We start from the raw sequence: 17,669 nt of genomic DNA on the forward strand, positions 1-17,669 counted from the left end.
GTCTCAATCTTAACCTTATTGAATCAATATAGAACGCCTCTTTATCTAGTAGAAAAAGTAGCTATCTAATTAATAACTACTTCTCTTCGCTATTATTTATCGCAACATATGGCATTTCAAACCAGAAGGTAGAACCTTTTCCAACTTCGCTTTTTACACCATAATGTGCACCATGAAGTTCTAGGATTGTTTTTACAATGCTTAAACCTAAGCCACTTCCCACTTTAGAACGTACATGTGTTTTATCAACTTTATAGTAACGCTCCCAAATATGAGATAATTGTTCTTTTTCAATTCCATCTCCATGATCAATCACTTCAATTTTTACTTTATCGTGATCTATACTTTGTTTCACAATTACAAGGCGATCTTCTCCACAGTAGTTAATCGCATTGTTAATTAAGTTATAAATGACTTGGTTTAGCTTTACAATATCTGCCTCTATTCGCACATGATGTGTATAATCAAAGCGGATATGGCAATTTTGATCACTTACCAATTTATCATAACGATGAATGATGTCTTGGATTTCTTCTGTTAAATTGATTTCTTCTTTGCTTAATTTCTGTACCCCAGCTTGTAGCTTACTTAGATCTAACATATCATTTACAAGGGTCGTTAAACGCTTTGTTTCATCAATAATTATCTGTACATTTTCAGGTGTGTTTTCTCCTGGGATATCACGCATTACTTCACTATATCCACTAATCATAGTAAGTGGTGTACGTAAGTCATGACTCATGTTCGCAATAAGATCTCTTCGTAAACTTTCTACTTTTCCAAGCTCTCCTGCTGCATAATTTAATGTATCGTTTAATTCTTGGATTTCTAAATACCCTTTACCTGCAAAGCGAACGTTGTAATCGCCAGTCGCTAAAACCTTTGCGCTTTTATTCATACTAATCATTGGTGATGCTATTTTTTTAGATAAGAATAAAGCCAGTACGATGGCTATCACAATCAATATAATCGCAATCATAACAAACTGTGTCTTGATCGTATCTACAGTAGCATTTACGGGTGTCAGTTGTGCAGTGATTAAAATCGTTAACAACTGATTCGCATTGTTTTTCACCACACTTATATAGGTCATACTCTGTGTGCTTTTTTTACGCTGTGTATCTTCAATCGCCTTGAACTTGGAATCTTTTCCAATGTTCAAAATATCATTTTGTATATCATCTAAAGGCAAGCGATCCTTCAGTGTGCTTTCTTCTATCAATTTACTTGCACACCCTTTTATGGAAGCCTCTAATTTTAACTCTTCAATGGTTTGTTTGTTGCTTTGGTAACTTACTTCACTAATTCTACATCTAGGATCCCCTTCTCCTGATGTTAATGCTTTTCCATCATCTGAATAAACAATGACACAGAACTCATCTTGTTTAGAAATATCATAGATTTGTTCTTGATAATCCACGGCATTAATAACTTCATTGATTTCATCGGCAGCTTTTTTTACTGCACTAGATTTGATGGATACATAAAACTTCTCTAGAAAGATAACTTGAAACAACCATAGAACAACAATGATAATGCAAGTGAAAATAAGCATGGAACCAAAGATTTTCCATTTTACACTCACTGTTTTTTTAATTTTTGGCTTCAAATCTATATCCTAAACCACGCAACGTTATAATCATTTCACTATAATCGCGCAAGCTCTTTCTAAGTAATTTAATGTGCGTATCTAATGTTCGATCGTCTCCATAAAAATCATATCCCCATACATCATGAATTAGTTGTTCCCTTGTTAATGCAATTCCTTCATTTTTTACAAAGTAGAATAATAAAACATATTCTTTGGGAGACATTTCAATCTCTTCTTCATCGATATATACTTTACGTGCTGTAAAGTCAATCTTTAACCCTTTATATTCATACACTTCTTTTGCTTTATCGTTTGTAGCACCTTGATATCGTTTTAAGATAGCAGATACACGCATCATTAATTCTTTAGGTGAAAAAGGTTTTACAACATAATCATCCACGCCAATTTCAAAGCCATGGATACGATCATACTCTTCTCCTCTTGCGGATAACATGATAACTGGAGTTCCACAATTTTTATGAATTTCTTTTACCGCAGAAAAACCATCCAAATTGGGCATCATAATATCCATGATAATCAAATCATAAGATTGTAAGCGACATTTTTCTACCGCATCCATACCATCTTTGGCTTCTGCAATTTCATGTCCTTCGAATTCCCCATATTTACGAATAATGCTACGGATATTTTCTTCATCATCGACAACTAACAGTTTACTCATATAATCACCTCAATTTTATTATACATGTTTTATATGGTGCTTGTGTGAATGTTTTATGAAGTTTTCACATATAAAACCAATAGGTTAAATCCTTACCTACTTGCATTCCCACCTTATGTTGTAGCTTTAAAGAGATTGCATTTTCTTGAAAGATTTCTCCATAAGGTATAAGTCCTCTTTCTAATTGTAAATTAATCATTGCTCTTTCCAGCATCGTTGCTAAACCAAGACGTTTGTATTGTGGTTTTATTTCTAACATCCCAATGGAACCATAGCCACCTTCATGAACACCTACAAACCCACATACATCATCTCCATAAAACATACCCAACATACCACTTTTAATATTCAATGAAATATATTCTTCATTAGCTAATGTTGGCATTTCTTTGCCATATAAATCGATTACTTCTTGCATATGTTCTAAATTTAGTGGTTTTATTTCGTATCCTTTTTCAAGTGATATTTCTAAAGGCTCCTGTGATAAGTAGGCACAATGATAACATACATTTTCAAATTCTATATTTCTATCTTCCTTTAATACTTCATTACAAATCGTATCATGTGTAACGAGAATATCAAACGTGTCTGGTATCATTTGAATCATTTTTTTTGCACTTTCTTTTGTATTGGCAGCTGCATAATAAATTGATGAATATACATCATGCAATAACAAAGCATGTTCATCTTCATATACTACGGTTGCGCCTAATTGCATAGAATTGATCATATCGGCATATAAAATTTTATTTTCTGTTACATCCATGTTTATCTTCCTTCTATTTGTTGATAATAGAAAATCGCTAATTGTGTTCGATCTCTTAATTCTAATTTATCTAACAGTGTACTTAAAAAATTACGAACGGTTCCTTCACTTAAGAAAAGGGTCTGTGCAATTTCTTTATTATTCAACCCATTTGCGACTAAGCTAATAAATTGTTTCTCTCTATCATTCAAATCGATTTCTAAAGATGCATTCCCTTTTGTATGTAACATATCTGGTATCTTCGCAATGATCTCAGTGTTGAATACATTTTGTCCCATATGAACGGCTTCTAAAGCTGGTAAAATAGAATCAAAGTTCTGTTTTAGGATATATCCTTTAACACCCATCTTTAATGCTCGAATAATATATTCATCATCATTAAATGTCGTTAGGAATAAGATTTTCGCATCTGCATGTTTTTGAAGGATTCTTTCACTTGCATCTACCCCATTCATCACTTCCATACGTATATCCATCATCAATACATCTGGTCGATGTTGTTCATATAAAGTAATAGCTTCCTCCCCATTATATCCGACCGCAACCACCTCTACACCCTTTGCCTCTATGATGGTTTTTAAGGAACTGCATACCAATTTATCATCATCTATAATTAACACTCGCATATACTTTCCTCCTTCGGTAATGTAATAAATACTTTGAAACCTTGTGTCGTTGTGACATTAAAATAGCCCTGTAAATTATCAATACGATCACGTATATTTTGTAAACCAATTCCACTATTTTTGATTCCTTTTACAACTCCATTATCATGTACAATAATCTGATAAAAGGTCGGTTGTTCACGTACAACTATCTGTACTTTATCCGCATTGGAATGCTTCATTATATTATTCAAGCTTTCTTTCAAAATGGCTAGAATATGATAGATTACCACTTGTTTGAAAGGATGAACGATATCATATTCTAGATGTATTTCACAGAATGTAAAGTCTCCTATAATCTTTTGTATCATCAATTCTAAATCCAAAGATTCTGCGTGTAAATTGTGTACGCTATTTCTTACACTGTCCATAGCAGAAGATAGCGTTTCTCTTAAACTGTTGATTCTTTCTTTTTGATCATCCTCATGTTCCAAGGTTTGAATAGCTCCTATTTGTAGAAGTGAACTACTTAATAAATGACCCACATTATCATGTATTTCCCTGGCAATACGGTTTCGTTCATCTAACGTCGCAATTCGTATTTCTTGTTCCTGTTGAATAAGTAGGTTTTGATTTTTTTGAGATAAAATCATTGCTAATTCTTTGGTTGTATCACGTTGCTTTTGATACAAGGTATGCACATACATATTCTTCATATATTGAAATTTCAAGGCCATCGCAAAACACAATTCAACTAAACAAAATAAACTTATGTACATTTCCCAATGAGATGCATGAAAAAATAAAGGAAGAAAATACACGACATACTTGATGGTAAACTTTCTAGATATTATCGTCATATACACTATAGCAGGCAAATAAAATGCCAATTCCTGATAAAGTGTACAAACCACTAAAAAAACAATCGTTATTATATATACATATTTTTTCTTTGTTAGCACATAGGACAAGGATGCGAAAATAATCGTACATAGCAATGGTACGATTGGTATCTCTCCATCTTGAATAAAAGATAGCAACATGGAAATGAACGTTAAAAGCACTGGGTTTAAAAACATCATCATAAGGCAAACGCTCCTTTCTTAGATTTTATCATGAATAAGAATTGCACACAAATAGGAATCAAAACAATAATGTGACAAATGTCATACTACTTCGTGCTTATTGACACTTATGTTCCTCTTTTAAACAAGTTATACTTAAGATGTAAATAGGGAGGACTTTCTATGATTATAGATGTTAATAACTTAGTAAAAAGATACAAAGAATTAATCGCATTAGACCATTTTCAATTAAAGGTAGAAGAAGGAGAAATATTAGGGCTATTGGGACCTAATGGTTCTGGTAAGACAACTGCCATAAACTGCATGCTTTCTTTATTAAATTATGATAAAGGAGAAATTAAAATTTTTGATAAAGTGATGAGTCCAGATGCATATGATATCAAACGTATGATTGGTGTCGTACCTCAAAATGTTGCAGTTTTCTATGAATTAAATGTTTATGAAAACATCGATTATTTCTGTGGCCTTTATGTCAAAGATAAAGCGCAACGTAAACAACTAGTGGAAGATGCAATCGATTTCGTTAATCTAGGTGAATTCCGTAAATTCAAACCTGGTAAATTAAGTGGTGGTTTGTTGCGTAGATTAAACATTGCTTGTGGAATTGCGCATCAACCAAAGTTAATCTTTATGGATGAACCTACCGTAGCAGTCGATCCACAAAGTAGAAATGCCATACTTGAAGGAATACTTCAATTGAACAAACGTGGCGCAACGATCGTCTATACTTCTCATTATATGGAGGAGGTAGAAGAAATTTGTTCTCGTATCATCATTATGGACAAAGGAAAAACGATTGCGACAGGTACAAAAGATGAATTAAAAACAAGTATCACATTGAAAGAAAAAGTGGAAGTAGAACAAATTGAACTTAGCGAAGCTCAACTAAAAGCAATCAAAGAAATTGCCAATGTTTCTTCTGTAGAATACTCTCATAAATTCTTACAAATCAAATTTACTGGTGGCAAACAGAATTTGATGAATTTGATGAATTACTTCACCCAAGAGAATATCGTATATGGAAAGGTTTACTCTCAACTTCCTACATTAAATGACGTCTTCCTTGAAATCACTGGAAAAGAACTAAGAGATTAAGGAGGAGCAAGTGTGAAACAACGAAGAGAGAAAAGAGTAACTTAAAAAGAACACAAGAGTGAACGATTTTAAAATAGGAAAATTAATAAATATTAGCTTGCAGGATTTGGTGTGATTGTATAGCCACCAATGGATTGTAATAAGTCTAAAGCAGATTGAATATCACGTTTACAAGGTTTAGGTGGGTTAGGATTTACCAATTCCTCGTAATCGGAAGGATGAAAGTCTTTTCCATCTTTAAACATATGGTAAAGGCAAACAGCCATCATTCTACCAATCGCTACAATGGCACGTTTATGACCTCTACGTTTTTTGATTTTGTCATATTTGATTTTAAAATAGAGACACTTCTTAGATTTGATAGCGGCAAGTGCACATTGAATGAGTAAGGGTTTGATATAGGTTCCTGCATGAGATATGCGAACAGATTTCTTCTTATCAGCGCTTTCGTTATTGGTAGGTGAAAGACCTAACCAAGACACAAAATGATTTGCACTAGGAAAGACGCTCATATCAACACCAGATTCAGCAATGAAAGTAGTGGCAGAATCAATACCCATGCCTGGTAGTTGTAAAGCGAGATCTGTGAAAAATTTATACTTTTCAATACGTTGGTTGATCTCTGTAGTTAATGATTTCCTCATAACTTTTAGGAAATCGATATGGTTCAAGGCAAGTACAGATTTAAAAGATTGATCAGAATCAAGTTTAAAACCACGAATAGAATTTAAAATTTCTTCACTCTTACGTTTAAGTGATTTTTGAAGAAGAGAACGAATCTTTACATCATCAATAGAAGTAGAAGTAAGGAGTTCAGAAAAAATATTGGAAGCACTGACGCCAAAAGAGTCTGAAACAACGGAAGCTAAAGAAATATTAGACATTGTTTGGCAATTCTGAACACGATTTTTTTCGGAAGAAGTAAAGTTCGTTAGTTTAAAACGATAGCGACATAAGTCGCGAAGTTGACGAAATTCCTTAGAAGGGATGTAAGAAGGTTGGACTTCACCAAGTTGAAATAAATCAGCGATATGAATGGAGTCAAGGAAATCAGTCTTCTTACCTTTTGGAGATTTAACATACTTTGGGTGAGTTATGACAATTTCAAAGTTACGCTCTTCAAGGTAGTTAAATACAGGGATCCAGTACTTGCCAGTGGATTCCATACAGGCACAGTGACAGTCAAACTTAAGAAGCCAATTTGAAAGATTGACAAGATCAAAATTGTGTGTGGAAAAGTTGTGATGATGGTAGACAGGGGTATCCTGAATACTATTGGCGATAACAATCGTACAAGCTAATTTCTTCTTGTGGACATCAATACCACAAGCAATGGGGCGCATAATACCACGCATAAACCCACCTCCTCTAATAGAGGTAAGAAGCATTGACTGTCACTTGTGCTCTCAGGTTTTATCAAGTAAGAAAACAAGATATACCGCAATGGTAAGTGTACGTCCTCAACGGGAACAAAAGTTTGTGCTTGGACAAGTGACTGCACAGATATATATACGAATTATAAAAATAATGAATATCACTCACCTCCGCGTGCTCTGTAGTGTACTTCTTTCCTAATTACATTATAGAACAAATTGCGAGAGTTGGTTTCATTAAAATTTGTGCTCGCGCGAAGCGAGAGAATGGAGGCATATATGAAACATATATTATTGTACCGATGTAAAGTTATGATGCGAAATCGTACCCTTGTATTTTGGTCCATCATATTTCCTATCGTGTTGATGACTTTATTTGGATTGATACTAAGACAAAGCTTCCAATATACTTCTTTTGACACCGTTCCAGTTGCCATCGTCGAAAATGAATCTTGGGATAACAATACAGCTTTACAAACCGTTCTAAAAGAAGCAAAATCCGAGGATACTCCACTCTTTAAAGTCAGTGTACTATCGAAAGAAGAAGCAAAAAAGCAACTAAAAGACGAATCCATAAGTGCCTATGTTATTTGTGGTGAATCTTATGATATTCATGTAAATACTTCAGGTTTCAACCAAACGATTACGCAAACATTCTTCGATGAATATCTTCAAAAAACAAGTATGATAAACCATCTTATGAGTTCTGGAGCTTCACTTGAACAAATTCAAAACTTATTTACAGACACAAGTGATTATATTTCTGTAAATAGTGACGCCAACACGGATGTGACAAACGTTTACTTCTATACCGCATTGGCAATGAGTGCTATGTTTGGAGGTATGTGGGCGATTACAGCTATTATCGATATTCAAGCAGACCAAAGTCAAAAAGGTGCTCGTATATCTTTAGCTCCTACAAATAAAGCAGTGCACTTAATCTCTTCTCTGTGTTTAAATCTTATCGCAGTGTTTATTATTCTATGCATGCAGTTCGCCTATATTTACATCTTGTTCGATGTATCCTTTGGCGAGTTACTGCCATACATGTTCTTGATCCTCCTAGCAGGTGATGTCGCAGGTAGTGCTTTAGGTGCTTTTATTGGCACTGTTACAAACGCTAAGAATCCAGAATCAAAGGTTGGGATGTTAAATTCTATCACGATGCTAGGTTCCTTCTTGTCTGGTATGATGATCGTACAACTCAAATGGATCATTCAACATTACGTTCCATTCTTAAACTATATCAACCCAGTCAACATGATAACTGACGCACTATATGGTCTCTATTATTTTGGACTTAATGATCGATTCTTCTTCAACTTGATTTCCTTATTAGTATTTAGTCTTATTTGCTATACGATTGCGTTCTTTAAACTTTCTAAGAAGCAATATAAAACATTGGGGGTGAAATAATATGGCTAGGTTATATTATAAAATTATTTTAGAACATAAAAATACCATTCTCACATATATTGTTATTTTCTTATCTATCTTCACTATCTTTGGAATGTTCTCGGATTCATTATATGGTACTAACGAACAAATCTACGAACAGAAAAAGACAAATATAGCGATACTAGATCATGATAATAGTGAACTTAGCAAAGCCGTTGTTACTCACTTAAAAGAAACATCTAACTACAACGATTTAGGCGATGATATGGAAGATATAAAAGAGGCTTTATTCTTTGCTCAAATTGACAATATCATTGAAATTCCAAAAGGATTTGAACAAGAATTTGAAGCAGGAAAAGAAAATGTAATTCAACTTCAACAACGTCCAGATGACGCAAATGGAGTACTCGTAAAACAGAAATTGAATGCATATTTATCTTCCTTGAAGAGTTATCGCAGCATAGATAAAAATTTATCCTATAAACAAGCAAGTTCATTCGTTACTAAGGATTTAAAACAGAAAGCACAAATGAAGTTTGTTAAATCAGAAGAAAACAGAAAATCAGATATGTTAAGAACCATGTATTTTAACTTCATGTCTTATGTATTGTTCTCCGTTATTGTAATGACTGCATCTTCTGCTATGCATTCTATCTATCGTAGCGAAATGTTAAAGAGAACACTTGTTTCTCCTATGAACTCTACAAAAATGAATTTAAAAGTTGTATTATCCAATGTATGTTTTGGTTTGATTTTGTGGTTAGTATTCACATCAGTGATCCTATTTATCCGTAAAGAAAATATGTTTAGTGCCTCTGGAGCAATGTATATATTAAACTCTTTTGTATTTACGATTGTCTCCATAAGTTTCGCCTATATGGCTACAGCAATTGTCTCTAACAAGAAAAATGCAGTCAATAAGTTGGATATGATTACGACAATCGTTGGTTTAGTGAGTGCTTTCTTAGGTGGTGCATTCCTACCACAAATGTTTATTCCAGAAAATGTTTTCCAAATATCTAAATTCATCCCAACATTTTGGTTTGTAAAACTAAACGATAGTATGACTTCCATGATTGATATAACATCTGGTGTAATAAAAGAAGGTTTACAATGCATGGGAATACAATTGTTATTCGCGATTGCATTCCTTATGATTGGCCTAGTCGTTATGAAAAATAACCGAAGTCAAGATGCTATTATTGATAATGATTATGAGTAGGTAAATGAAAAATCTAGTTATTAAACTAGATTTTTCTTTACTCTACACGGTTATATGCCTGTTAAATCAAGCTTATAAATACTAGTATTTAGAGTGCTATTTTCAAGGAATAGAACCATATAAATAGGCATATATATTTTTCTATCCTCCACTTTGACATTATAGTTTGATAAAATATACGCTTTATCAATTTGATATTCTGAAGTGGATAAAACATTGCATAAAGCACTATGACGTTTATAATCCTTTCCAGATTTCAACTCTATAGGAACGACCTTTCCATCGAGTTCTATTACAAAATCCAATTCCCCCTGTTTTTTGCTGTTGAAATAATATGGATGTATTTGATGCGTTGTAAGTTCTTGAGCAACAACATTTTCAAATAAGCTTCCATTATTGATGCCTTGTTCCTTCTTTAATATCTTCATTTTCACACTATCTGCGTATTGGCTTGTGAGAATTCCTACATCTGAATAAAACAGTTTAAATAAAGATCGATTTTCACTTAACATTAATGGTAACTTAGGTTCTTGAATATTATAAACAGGCAATGCTACCCCTGCATTCTTTAACCATAAAAAGGCATTCTCAACACTTTCATAACGTTTTATTCCACCAATTTTTGATATTTGAAAACGTTTATTTTTATTATCTAATTCACTTGCCATTGCATCATATATTTCTCTTAGCTTTAACTTGTTTTGAACTTCATACTTCACAAAATCTTGTTTGTACAAACGACTGATTTTTTCATGTACTTGTTTTACCTTTTGTATATTATTAGTATTTATATAAACCTGTACTGCCTCTGGCATTCCTCCTACAATTAAATATAAATAAAACGCATCCAGCATCTTCTCATGAACAAAGCTATCTACCTCTTTTTCTTCCATAAAGCATTTTTCTAGATGTTGAAGGGTTGTTTCTTGGATTCCTAAAGCATTGAAAAACTCTTGTAGATTTAAAGGATACATATCCATTACTCTTAAATATCCAACAGGTGCTGAACGTAGATCATTTAATTCGACTCCTAGTAGTGATCCACTCAAAATATATTTATAGGAGCCTTCCTCTACAAGGTATTTAATATGGGTAATCATTTCTTTACACTCTTGTACCTCATCAAGGAATATGATAGTTTCATTTTTTATGAGAGGCGTTTTGCTTACTAAGCTTAAACGAAGCAAGATATCTGAACTATCGCTTGCGTTATCAAATAAATCTACAAGCTCTCTATTTTCTATAAAATTTAAAGTTGTATACGAGTGACTACTATTTTGTAAACACTCTTTGATAATATAGGTTTTACCTATTTGTCTTGCGCCTGTTACTAAAAGTGCTTCTTTACCATGATCTATCCACTCCATGATATCCTTGCTTAATTTTCTATTTAACATATAGTGTCATCACCCTTCTAACTGAATTATAGCATAACTGAAACATTTTTCCAACCATATATAGCGTAGTTTTGTACACTTTTACACCCTATAATTAATGATTTTTTTACACTTTTCCAACATTTATAGAAAAAGCTCCATCACAGGAGCCTTCTTATTTATTCTTGTATTCCTAATTCTCTTTCTAAGTATTCATCATAGCTCATTCTACGATCAATGATTCCATCATCTGTTACTTCAATGATACGATTTGCTAAAGTTTGTATGAATTGGTGGTCATGAGAAGTAAAGATCATTTCTCCCTTAAAGCTTTCAAGTCCATTATTTAATGCCTGGATAGATTCCAAATCTAGGTGATTAGTTGGATCATCTAACAATAAAAGGTTAGGGGCTTCTAGCATACTCTTTGAAAGCATACAACGTGCTCTTTCTCCTCCAGATAACACATTTACGGATTTCAATGCTTCTTCTCCACTGAACAACATTCTTCCTAAGAATCCACGGATATACCCCATGTCATCAATACTTGAATACTGACTTAACCAGTCACAAATACTTTCATCACCTTCAAAGTATTCTGTATTATCATTAGGTATATAAGAAAGTGTAATCGTTTGTCCAACTTCGATTGTTCCTTTATCTGATTGGATGCTTCCAGCTAACACTTTTAGTAATAAAGATGTTTGTAACGGATTTCCAATAAGTGCTACTTTATCTCCATTCATCATAGAGAAGGAAATGTTCTTAAGCAATTCTTTCCCTTCTATAGAAGCACATACATCTTCTACGAATAAGATAGATTTCCCAGATTCTCTTTCTGATTTAAAATCAATGAAAGGATACTTTCTTGTAGATGGTTGAATATCATCAAGTGATATTTTATCAAGAATTTTCTTACGTGATGTTGCTTGTTTTGATTTTGCGGCATTCGCAGAAAAACGTGCAACGAAAGCTTCTAGTTCTTTTATTTTATCTTCTTTTTTCTTATTTGTGTCTTTTAATTGTTTCGCAAGTAATTGACTAGATTCATACCAGAAATCATAGTTACCAGAATAGATTTTAATTGCACCGAAATCTACATCCGCAATATGTGTACACACTTTATTTAAGAAGTGACGATCATGAGAAACAACAATTACTGTACTTTCATAATTGATAAGAAAATTTTCCAACCATGCTACAGATTTCAAATCCAATCCATTGGTAGGCTCATCCAACAATAATGTGTTTGGTTTTCCAAACAATGCTTGCGCTAATAAGATCTTTACCTTTTGTGTAGGTGTCATGGTTGACATTAATTCCTGATGTAAATCAACTGGAATATCAAGTGCTTCTAATAAGGTTGCTGCTTCACTCTCGGCATTCCAACCATCAAGATTTGCGAACTCTTCTTCAAGCTCTCCCGCTTTAACTCCATCTTCATCTGTAAACTCACCCTCTTTTGTATAAAGGTGTTCTTTTTCTTTCATGATTTCATACAAGCGTGTATTTCCCATCATCACTGTTTCTATTACAGGATATTCTTCAAACTTGAAATGATCCTGTTGAAGAGTAAACAATGTTTCATGTGGTCCCATGAAAACATCACCAGTATCTGGCTTTAATTCACCACTTAAGACCTTTAAAAATGTACTCTTACCAGCACCATTTGCACCGATTAAACCATAGCAGTTTCCATCTGTGAACTTTAAATTTACTTCTTTATACAGTGTTCTCGCACCAAAGCGAACACTTACATTATTTGTACCTATCATATGTATACCTCCAAAATAACGTTGCTTGTGAATTATAACATGAGGACAGAAGAAAGACAAATTTATAATGCCCTCTGAGCGCTTATTTACTCAAAGGGCATTGATTTAATCTAAATTTGTTCCATTTGTTTCAATTACTTTTTTATACCAGTGGAAAGAATCTTTTTTGTAACGGTTAAAACTTCCATTCCCTAAATCATCACTATCCACATACACAAAACCATAACGTTTTCCCATTTCACCAGTTGATGCACTGATCAAATCAATACATCCCCAAGGAGTATAACCAATCAAGTCAACGCCATCTTCAATCGCCTCTGACATTGCCTCGATATGCTCACGTAAATAATCGATTCGATAGTCGTCATGGATTTGGTTGTTTTCTTCTAATGTATCAAATGCTCCCAATCCATTTTCAACAATCATTAATGGGATTCTATATCTTCCATATAGCTCATTCAGTGTATATCGTAAGCCATTAGGATCAATTTGCCATCCCCAATCACTTGAGCTCAAATACGGATTTTTAACACCTTCTAATAAATTACCACCTATTTTAGAAACATTATCTTCATGAGACACGCAATTTGTCATGTAGTAAGAAAAGCTATAGAAATCTACACAACCTTCCTTTAAAATTACTGCGTCATCATCTTCCATTTGTATACTTATTCCATGAGTCTTCCAAAAATGTTTTGCATAATATGGATACTCTCCATGAACTTGAACATCACCACAATAGTAATTTATATTTTTCCAATGATTTTGCGATTTTAATATATCCATTGGATGACACGTTAATGGATAAGTTGGCATGATTGCTATCATACAACCAATCATTGCATTAGGATTTATTTCATGAGAAAGTTTTACTGCTTTCGCACTCGCAATAAACTGATGATGTAATCCTTGATACCTTTGCTGAATATTGTCCACTTGATTTGTAAAATCGCGTGTTCCTTCATTAAGAATACCTAATGACATATAATTTCCAAGAGCCAATGTACCACAATTGATTTCATTAAAGGTTAGCCAATATTTAACTTTTTCTTTATATCTCTTAAACAAGGTTTCGCAATAACGCACATAAAATGAAATTACATCCCTGCTTGCCCAACCATTATATTCTTTTGTTAAATAAAATGGCATTTCATAATGAGATATAGTAACGATAGGTTCGATATTATATTTCATAAGTTCATCAAACACATGATCATAGAACATCAAACCTTCTTCATTTGGTTCATCTTCTATACCTTTTGGATAAATCCTAGTCCAGTTTATAGACATACGATAAGTTTTGAACCCCATTTCAGCCATAAGTGCAATATCTTCCTTGTAATGATGATAAAAATCACTTGCCTTATGGTTTGGATAATATAATTCATCTTCAATTTCCTTAGTGATTTGTCTAGGCATGGAATGTGTGCCACTGCTTAACAAATCCGCAATGCTCATTCCTTTTCCACCTTCATCCCATCCACCTTCGAATTGGTTAGCAGCAGTTGCACCGCCCCATAAGAAACCTTCTTTAAATGACATTGAATACCTCCTATTTTCCTTCCTTGTAAAGGATATATGTTGCTATAAATGTTGAAACAATACCTATCACAATAGAAACGCAAATCAGAATTACATTCATTCCATTTTCGCTTATAAAACATGGAATAGCAAACAACGCAGAACTTCCTGCAAATGCATAAATGTATACTTTCATTATTCCCGCAAATAAACCTGCAATCGCACTACCAATCATAGCACCCCACATTGGAGTTTTATATTTTAAATTTATTCCATACATTGCTGGTTCACTTACTCCACCGACGATTGCTGTAATTGCACAAGATACACCAGTAGATTTAATGCTTTTATTTTTTGATTTTAATGCAACTGCTAGTGATGCAGCTCCTTGATTGATGTTAGAAAGAACTAATGATGTAAAGAATATTGGTTCATATCCTACGGATCCAAACATTTGTAGTAAATATGGAACGAAAGCTGAGTGCATTCCAGTCATAACGATAAATGGCATGAATGCAGCCAATACAGCAACACCAACGAAACCTATTGTTTCATATAACCAAATAACAAACTCTGATACATAATTCCCTAAGAAAGCTCCTGCAGGCGCTAACAAACAGAATGTAATTGGAATCATAACTAAGATTGTGCAAAGTGGTTGAATGATAGAACGTAATGATTCAGGTGAAATCTTCGCAAAGAATCTTTCGATTGGTGCCATTACCCAAACACATAAAATTACTGGAAAAATTGTTGAAGTATAACTTGCTCCATAAATTGGTAATCCAAAGAAGTTAAAAGATATACCTTCAGCTACTCCACTTACAAACGTTGGATAAATAAGCATTGCTCCTATTACCATTCCTAATCCTTGGTTTGCACCAAATTTCTTTGCTGCATTACTACCAACGATTATAGGAAGGAAATAGAAACCTGCATCTCCAACCATTGTTAATATCTGCATAGTTGCATTTGTATCGCTCAACCAACCGAAGGTCTGGATACACAACACAAGTACTTTTATCATTCCACAGCCAATAAGCACTGGGATTGCTGGTGTTAAACAACCAGAAATTGCATTTAAAACACCATTTAAAATTCCTTTAAACCCTTTTTCTTTTTTCTCTTCATTATTCTCATTTACTGCCACTTCTTCTTTTAATCCACTTTTTTCACAAATTAATTTATAAGCATCTCCAACAGCTTGTCCAATAATAATTTGAAGTTGCCCATTTTGCCACTGTACCCCAATTACACCTTCTAAACCTTCGATTTTTTCTGTTTTTACAACACTTTGATCTTTTAAGTTGAATCTTAATCTTGTAACACAGTGTGTAAAGAACATAACATTGTCTTTACCACCAATCAAATCAACTACACTATTTGCTAAATCTTCATATTTTTCTTTCTTAGCCATAATCTTTCTCCTTTTTATTTTTCAATTTCATATATGCAAACAACGTATCTCGCGAGTTATACATTGGTTTTGCCAAAATAAAACCCCACACATAAAAACACAAAAACTTGTGAATTTATGCGAGGGGTAATGCCCTAATGGTTACAATCCTCTCTACTGCATAATCGATTGATATGTAACATCAGATATAAGAGTTCTTCTTGGTTCAACTCCCATTTCAAATGCTTTAAAATGTATTCTTTAATGCTCTGCGCACATGCATATGTGTCAGGGCACTCTTTCTTCATAGAACTATATAATACGTTGTTATCACTTGTAATCATAGTATCTGCATCTCTTCGTTTTAACAGATATTGTAGATGTGATACAAAACGTGAGTAATTAAATCCTTTACGATGAATCTCTATTTTCATAGAATCTTCGATTAGCACTGTTAATTCATTGATTAAGTCTGTTTCATCGATTTCATCTTTCATATTTGCCTGCATGTTTTCAGCATTTATAAAGTGAAGAGCAATACCCACTGCTTCCTCTTTACATAACCTAATATGCATTTTCTCATTGATTAACTTAACTGCTTTTTCACCTATTTCCATCTCTGTTTCATATAGATGTGCAACATCATATGAGAACGGCATTTTTATTTTTAAATTTTTTTCATATCTTTGAATCGCAAAGTTGATATGATCTGCTAATGTGAATACGATATTTGCGTTTAATTCATTGTCTATGTAATTCTTCGCAAAATCAACTATCCTCGCACTAATTTCAAATACCTCTTCACTTATCTCATGTAACAACCCAAGATAGTTAGAGTTAATTCCATAGTACGTTCGATGTATTTTACTTAAATCATTTAATTCGTATGGGATTTCAGGGAATCCAATTCCTTTACCAAAGGCAATCAATTCGTTCTGGTTATTATCAATACAAACAGCAACATTGTTATTTATTTTTTTAATAACCTTCATGATATGCCTCCTCGCTTTCTACGCTTTTGCGATTACAATATCTTCCCCTACTGAAACTTTATCGCCAATATGATGGAATGTCAATGATAAATCTGTTCCATTTGTCACAATCATTGGTGTTGTTAAATCAATTTCTTTTTCTTCCATAAATTTCATATCGACTTCGATAATTCCTTCCCCTTTTTTTACTTTAGAACCTTGATCCACTAATGTCTTTAGACCTTCACCATTTAAGTTTACTGTATCAAGCCCAATATGAATTAACACTTCTACTCCATTATCACCTTGAATACCAAATGCATGTTTTGTATTCGCAATCATAACGAGCGTTCCATCGCATGGTGCACACACTTTACCGTCTGCTAATTTGAAAGCTACACCATCTCCCATCATACGACTTGAGAATACTTGGTCATTCACTTCTTCTATCGAAATGCAGGTACCATTTACTGGTGCATACAAATTGTTGTCTACTTCTTTTTTCTTTTTAAATCCAAACATGTTCATCTCTCCTTTATAAAATAAAAACTCTTCAAAACATCCAAAAATGACGCACATCTTGTGCCTTCATTAAAGGTAATGCCTCAAAGAGTAACAATCCTTATTTACATATTCATTCTAGTATGCGCTTTCAAGATTGTCAACAATTTTTTTGAAATTTCTTGAATGAATATGATTCGTTTATGATAATGTCTTAAGTATCCACATTTGATTATGTCTTAAATACATATTACAATAGTACCTCATTGAATTGGAGGTACCTTATGAGAAAGGTTGAATTAAATATGCATG

General features: G+C 33.3%; 15 protein-coding genes and 1 pseudogene. 3 read left to right on the forward strand and 13 right to left on the reverse strand.

What is annotated here, in order from left to right:
* Nucleotides 1-76: 76 nt before the first annotated feature.
* The 5 genes from ACWG0P_RS04410 to ACWG0P_RS04430 form a co-directional block, all read right to left on the reverse strand.
* Nucleotides 77-1,609 carry a HAMP domain-containing sensor histidine kinase gene (locus tag ACWG0P_RS04410; protein ID WP_455800662.1) on the reverse strand — a complete coding sequence of 511 codons (1,533 nt, stop codon included), beginning with the start codon at nt 1,607-1,609 and terminating at the stop codon, nt 77-79.
* Entirely contained in the window at nt 1,593-2,273 is a 681-nt protein-coding gene (locus ACWG0P_RS04415) for a response regulator transcription factor (protein ID WP_455792369.1), read from the reverse strand. The genes ACWG0P_RS04410 and ACWG0P_RS04415 overlap by 17 nt, the downstream gene beginning before the upstream one ends.
* Before the next feature lie 64 nt (nt 2,274-2,337).
* Complete coding sequence (locus ACWG0P_RS04420) at nt 2,338-3,039, reverse strand: GNAT family N-acetyltransferase (protein ID WP_455800663.1); 702 nt, start codon at nt 3,037-3,039, stop codon at nt 2,338-2,340.
* 2 nt (nt 3,040-3,041) lie between these two features.
* Nucleotides 3,042-3,665 carry a response regulator transcription factor gene (locus tag ACWG0P_RS04425; RefSeq protein ID WP_455800664.1) on the reverse strand — a complete coding sequence of 208 codons (624 nt, stop codon included), beginning with the start codon at nt 3,663-3,665 and terminating at the stop codon, nt 3,042-3,044.
* Nucleotides 3,653-4,729: a sensor histidine kinase gene (locus ACWG0P_RS04430; RefSeq protein ID WP_455800665.1), complete on the reverse strand. Its 1,077-nt coding sequence runs from the start codon at nt 4,727-4,729 to the stop codon at nt 3,653-3,655. Before ACWG0P_RS04430 ends, ACWG0P_RS04425 begins: the two co-directional genes overlap by 13 nt.
* A 162-nt stretch (nt 4,730-4,891) precedes the next feature.
* Here ACWG0P_RS04430 and ACWG0P_RS04435 point away from each other — a divergent pair, with 162 nt between their 5' ends.
* Entirely contained in the window at nt 4,892-5,824 is a 933-nt protein-coding gene (locus ACWG0P_RS04435; RefSeq protein WP_455800666.1) for an ATP-binding cassette domain-containing protein, read from the forward strand.
* 92 nt (nt 5,825-5,916) lie between these two features.
* Here the strand turns inward: ACWG0P_RS04435 and ACWG0P_RS04440 are convergent, their stop codons facing one another.
* Nucleotides 5,917-7,179: an IS110 family RNA-guided transposase gene (locus ACWG0P_RS04440; protein ID WP_455800667.1), complete on the reverse strand. Its 1,263-nt coding sequence runs from the start codon at nt 7,177-7,179 to the stop codon at nt 5,917-5,919.
* A gap of 297 nt (nt 7,180-7,476) precedes the next feature.
* Here ACWG0P_RS04440 and ACWG0P_RS04445 point away from each other — a divergent pair, with 297 nt between their 5' ends.
* Both ACWG0P_RS04445 and ACWG0P_RS04450 read left to right on the forward strand, forming a co-directional pair.
* Nucleotides 7,477-8,613 carry an ABC transporter permease gene (locus tag ACWG0P_RS04445; protein ID WP_455800668.1) on the forward strand — a complete coding sequence of 379 codons (1,137 nt, stop codon included), beginning with the start codon at nt 7,477-7,479 and terminating at the stop codon, nt 8,611-8,613.
* Between the two features lies 1 nt (nt 8,614).
* Nucleotides 8,615-9,817 (forward strand): ABC transporter permease, encoded by a 1,203-nt coding sequence (locus ACWG0P_RS04450; protein ID WP_455800669.1) that lies wholly within the window; start codon nt 8,615-8,617, stop codon nt 9,815-9,817.
* Between the two features lie 50 nt (nt 9,818-9,867).
* Here ACWG0P_RS04450 and ACWG0P_RS04455 read toward each other — a convergent pair whose 3' ends face one another.
* The 7 genes and pseudogenes from ACWG0P_RS04455 to ACWG0P_RS04485 form a co-directional block, all read right to left on the reverse strand.
* Complete coding sequence (locus ACWG0P_RS04455; RefSeq protein ID WP_455800670.1) at nt 9,868-11,214, reverse strand: ATP-binding protein; 1,347 nt, start codon at nt 11,212-11,214, stop codon at nt 9,868-9,870.
* A 158-nt stretch (nt 11,215-11,372) separates the two neighbouring features.
* Nucleotides 11,373-12,314: an ABC-F family ATP-binding cassette domain-containing protein gene (locus ACWG0P_RS04460; RefSeq protein WP_455800676.1), complete on the reverse strand. Its 942-nt coding sequence runs from the start codon at nt 12,312-12,314 to the stop codon at nt 11,373-11,375.
* A gap of 111 nt (nt 12,315-12,425) precedes the next feature.
* A pseudogene (locus ACWG0P_RS04465) lies at nt 12,426-12,968 on the reverse strand (ATP-binding cassette domain-containing protein); the annotation flags it as partial.
* Nucleotides 12,969-13,073: 105 nt separating this feature from the next.
* A complete protein-coding gene (locus tag ACWG0P_RS04470) occupies nt 13,074-14,510 on the reverse strand; it encodes a glycoside hydrolase family 1 protein (RefSeq protein WP_455800671.1) in 1,437 nt (478 codons plus the stop codon).
* Nucleotides 14,511-14,520: 10 nt separating this feature from the next.
* Nucleotides 14,521-15,906, reverse strand: coding sequence for a PTS transporter subunit EIIC (locus ACWG0P_RS04475; protein WP_455800672.1), 1,386 nt, complete (start codon nt 15,904-15,906; stop codon nt 14,521-14,523).
* Between the two features lie 134 nt (nt 15,907-16,040).
* Nucleotides 16,041-16,877, reverse strand: a complete 837-nt coding sequence (locus tag ACWG0P_RS04480; RefSeq protein WP_455800673.1) for a PRD domain-containing protein — start codon at nt 16,875-16,877, stop codon at nt 16,041-16,043.
* Nucleotides 16,878-16,895: 18 nt separating this feature from the next.
* Complete coding sequence (locus ACWG0P_RS04485) at nt 16,896-17,378, reverse strand: PTS sugar transporter subunit IIA (protein WP_455800674.1); 483 nt, start codon at nt 17,376-17,378, stop codon at nt 16,896-16,898.
* Between the last annotated feature and the right edge of the window lie 291 nt (nt 17,379-17,669).

It is taken from the genome of Amedibacillus sp. YH-ame6 (assembly GCF_053848845.1).

Bases quoted from the DNA above. Each gene is read 5' to 3' on its own strand.
- ACWG0P_RS04415 (WP_455792369.1), bottom strand. From the start codon at position 2,273: ATGAGTAAACTGTTAGTTGTCGATGATGAAGAAAATATCCGTAGCATT.
- ACWG0P_RS04420 (WP_455800663.1), bottom strand. From the start codon at position 3,039: ATGGATGTAACAGAAAATAAAATTTTATATGCCGATATGATCAATTCT.
- ACWG0P_RS04425 (WP_455800664.1), bottom strand. From the start codon at position 3,665: ATGCGAGTGTTAATTATAGATGATGATAAATTGGTATGCAGTTCCTTA.
- ACWG0P_RS04430 (WP_455800665.1), bottom strand. From the start codon at position 4,729: ATGATGATGTTTTTAAACCCAGTGCTTTTAACGTTCATTTCCATGTTG.
- ACWG0P_RS04435 (WP_455800666.1), top strand. From the start codon at position 4,892: ATGATTATAGATGTTAATAACTTAGTAAAAAGATACAAAGAATTAATC.
- ACWG0P_RS04440 (WP_455800667.1), bottom strand. From the start codon at position 7,179: ATGCGTGGTATTATGCGCCCCATTGCTTGTGGTATTGATGTCCACAAG.
- ACWG0P_RS04445 (WP_455800668.1), top strand. From the start codon at position 7,477: ATGAAACATATATTATTGTACCGATGTAAAGTTATGATGCGAAATCGT.
- ACWG0P_RS04450 (WP_455800669.1), top strand. From the start codon at position 8,615: ATGGCTAGGTTATATTATAAAATTATTTTAGAACATAAAAATACCATT.
- ACWG0P_RS04455 (WP_455800670.1), bottom strand. From the start codon at position 11,214: ATGTTAAATAGAAAATTAAGCAAGGATATCATGGAGTGGATAGATCAT.
- ACWG0P_RS04470 (WP_455800671.1), bottom strand. From the start codon at position 14,510: ATGTCATTTAAAGAAGGTTTCTTATGGGGCGGTGCAACTGCTGCTAAC.
- ACWG0P_RS04475 (WP_455800672.1), bottom strand. From the start codon at position 15,906: ATGGCTAAGAAAGAAAAATATGAAGATTTAGCAAATAGTGTAGTTGAT.
- ACWG0P_RS04480 (WP_455800673.1), bottom strand. From the start codon at position 16,877: ATGAAGGTTATTAAAAAAATAAATAACAATGTTGCTGTTTGTATTGAT.
- ACWG0P_RS04485 (WP_455800674.1), bottom strand. From the start codon at position 17,378: ATGTTTGGATTTAAAAAGAAAAAAGAAGTAGACAACAATTTGTATGCA.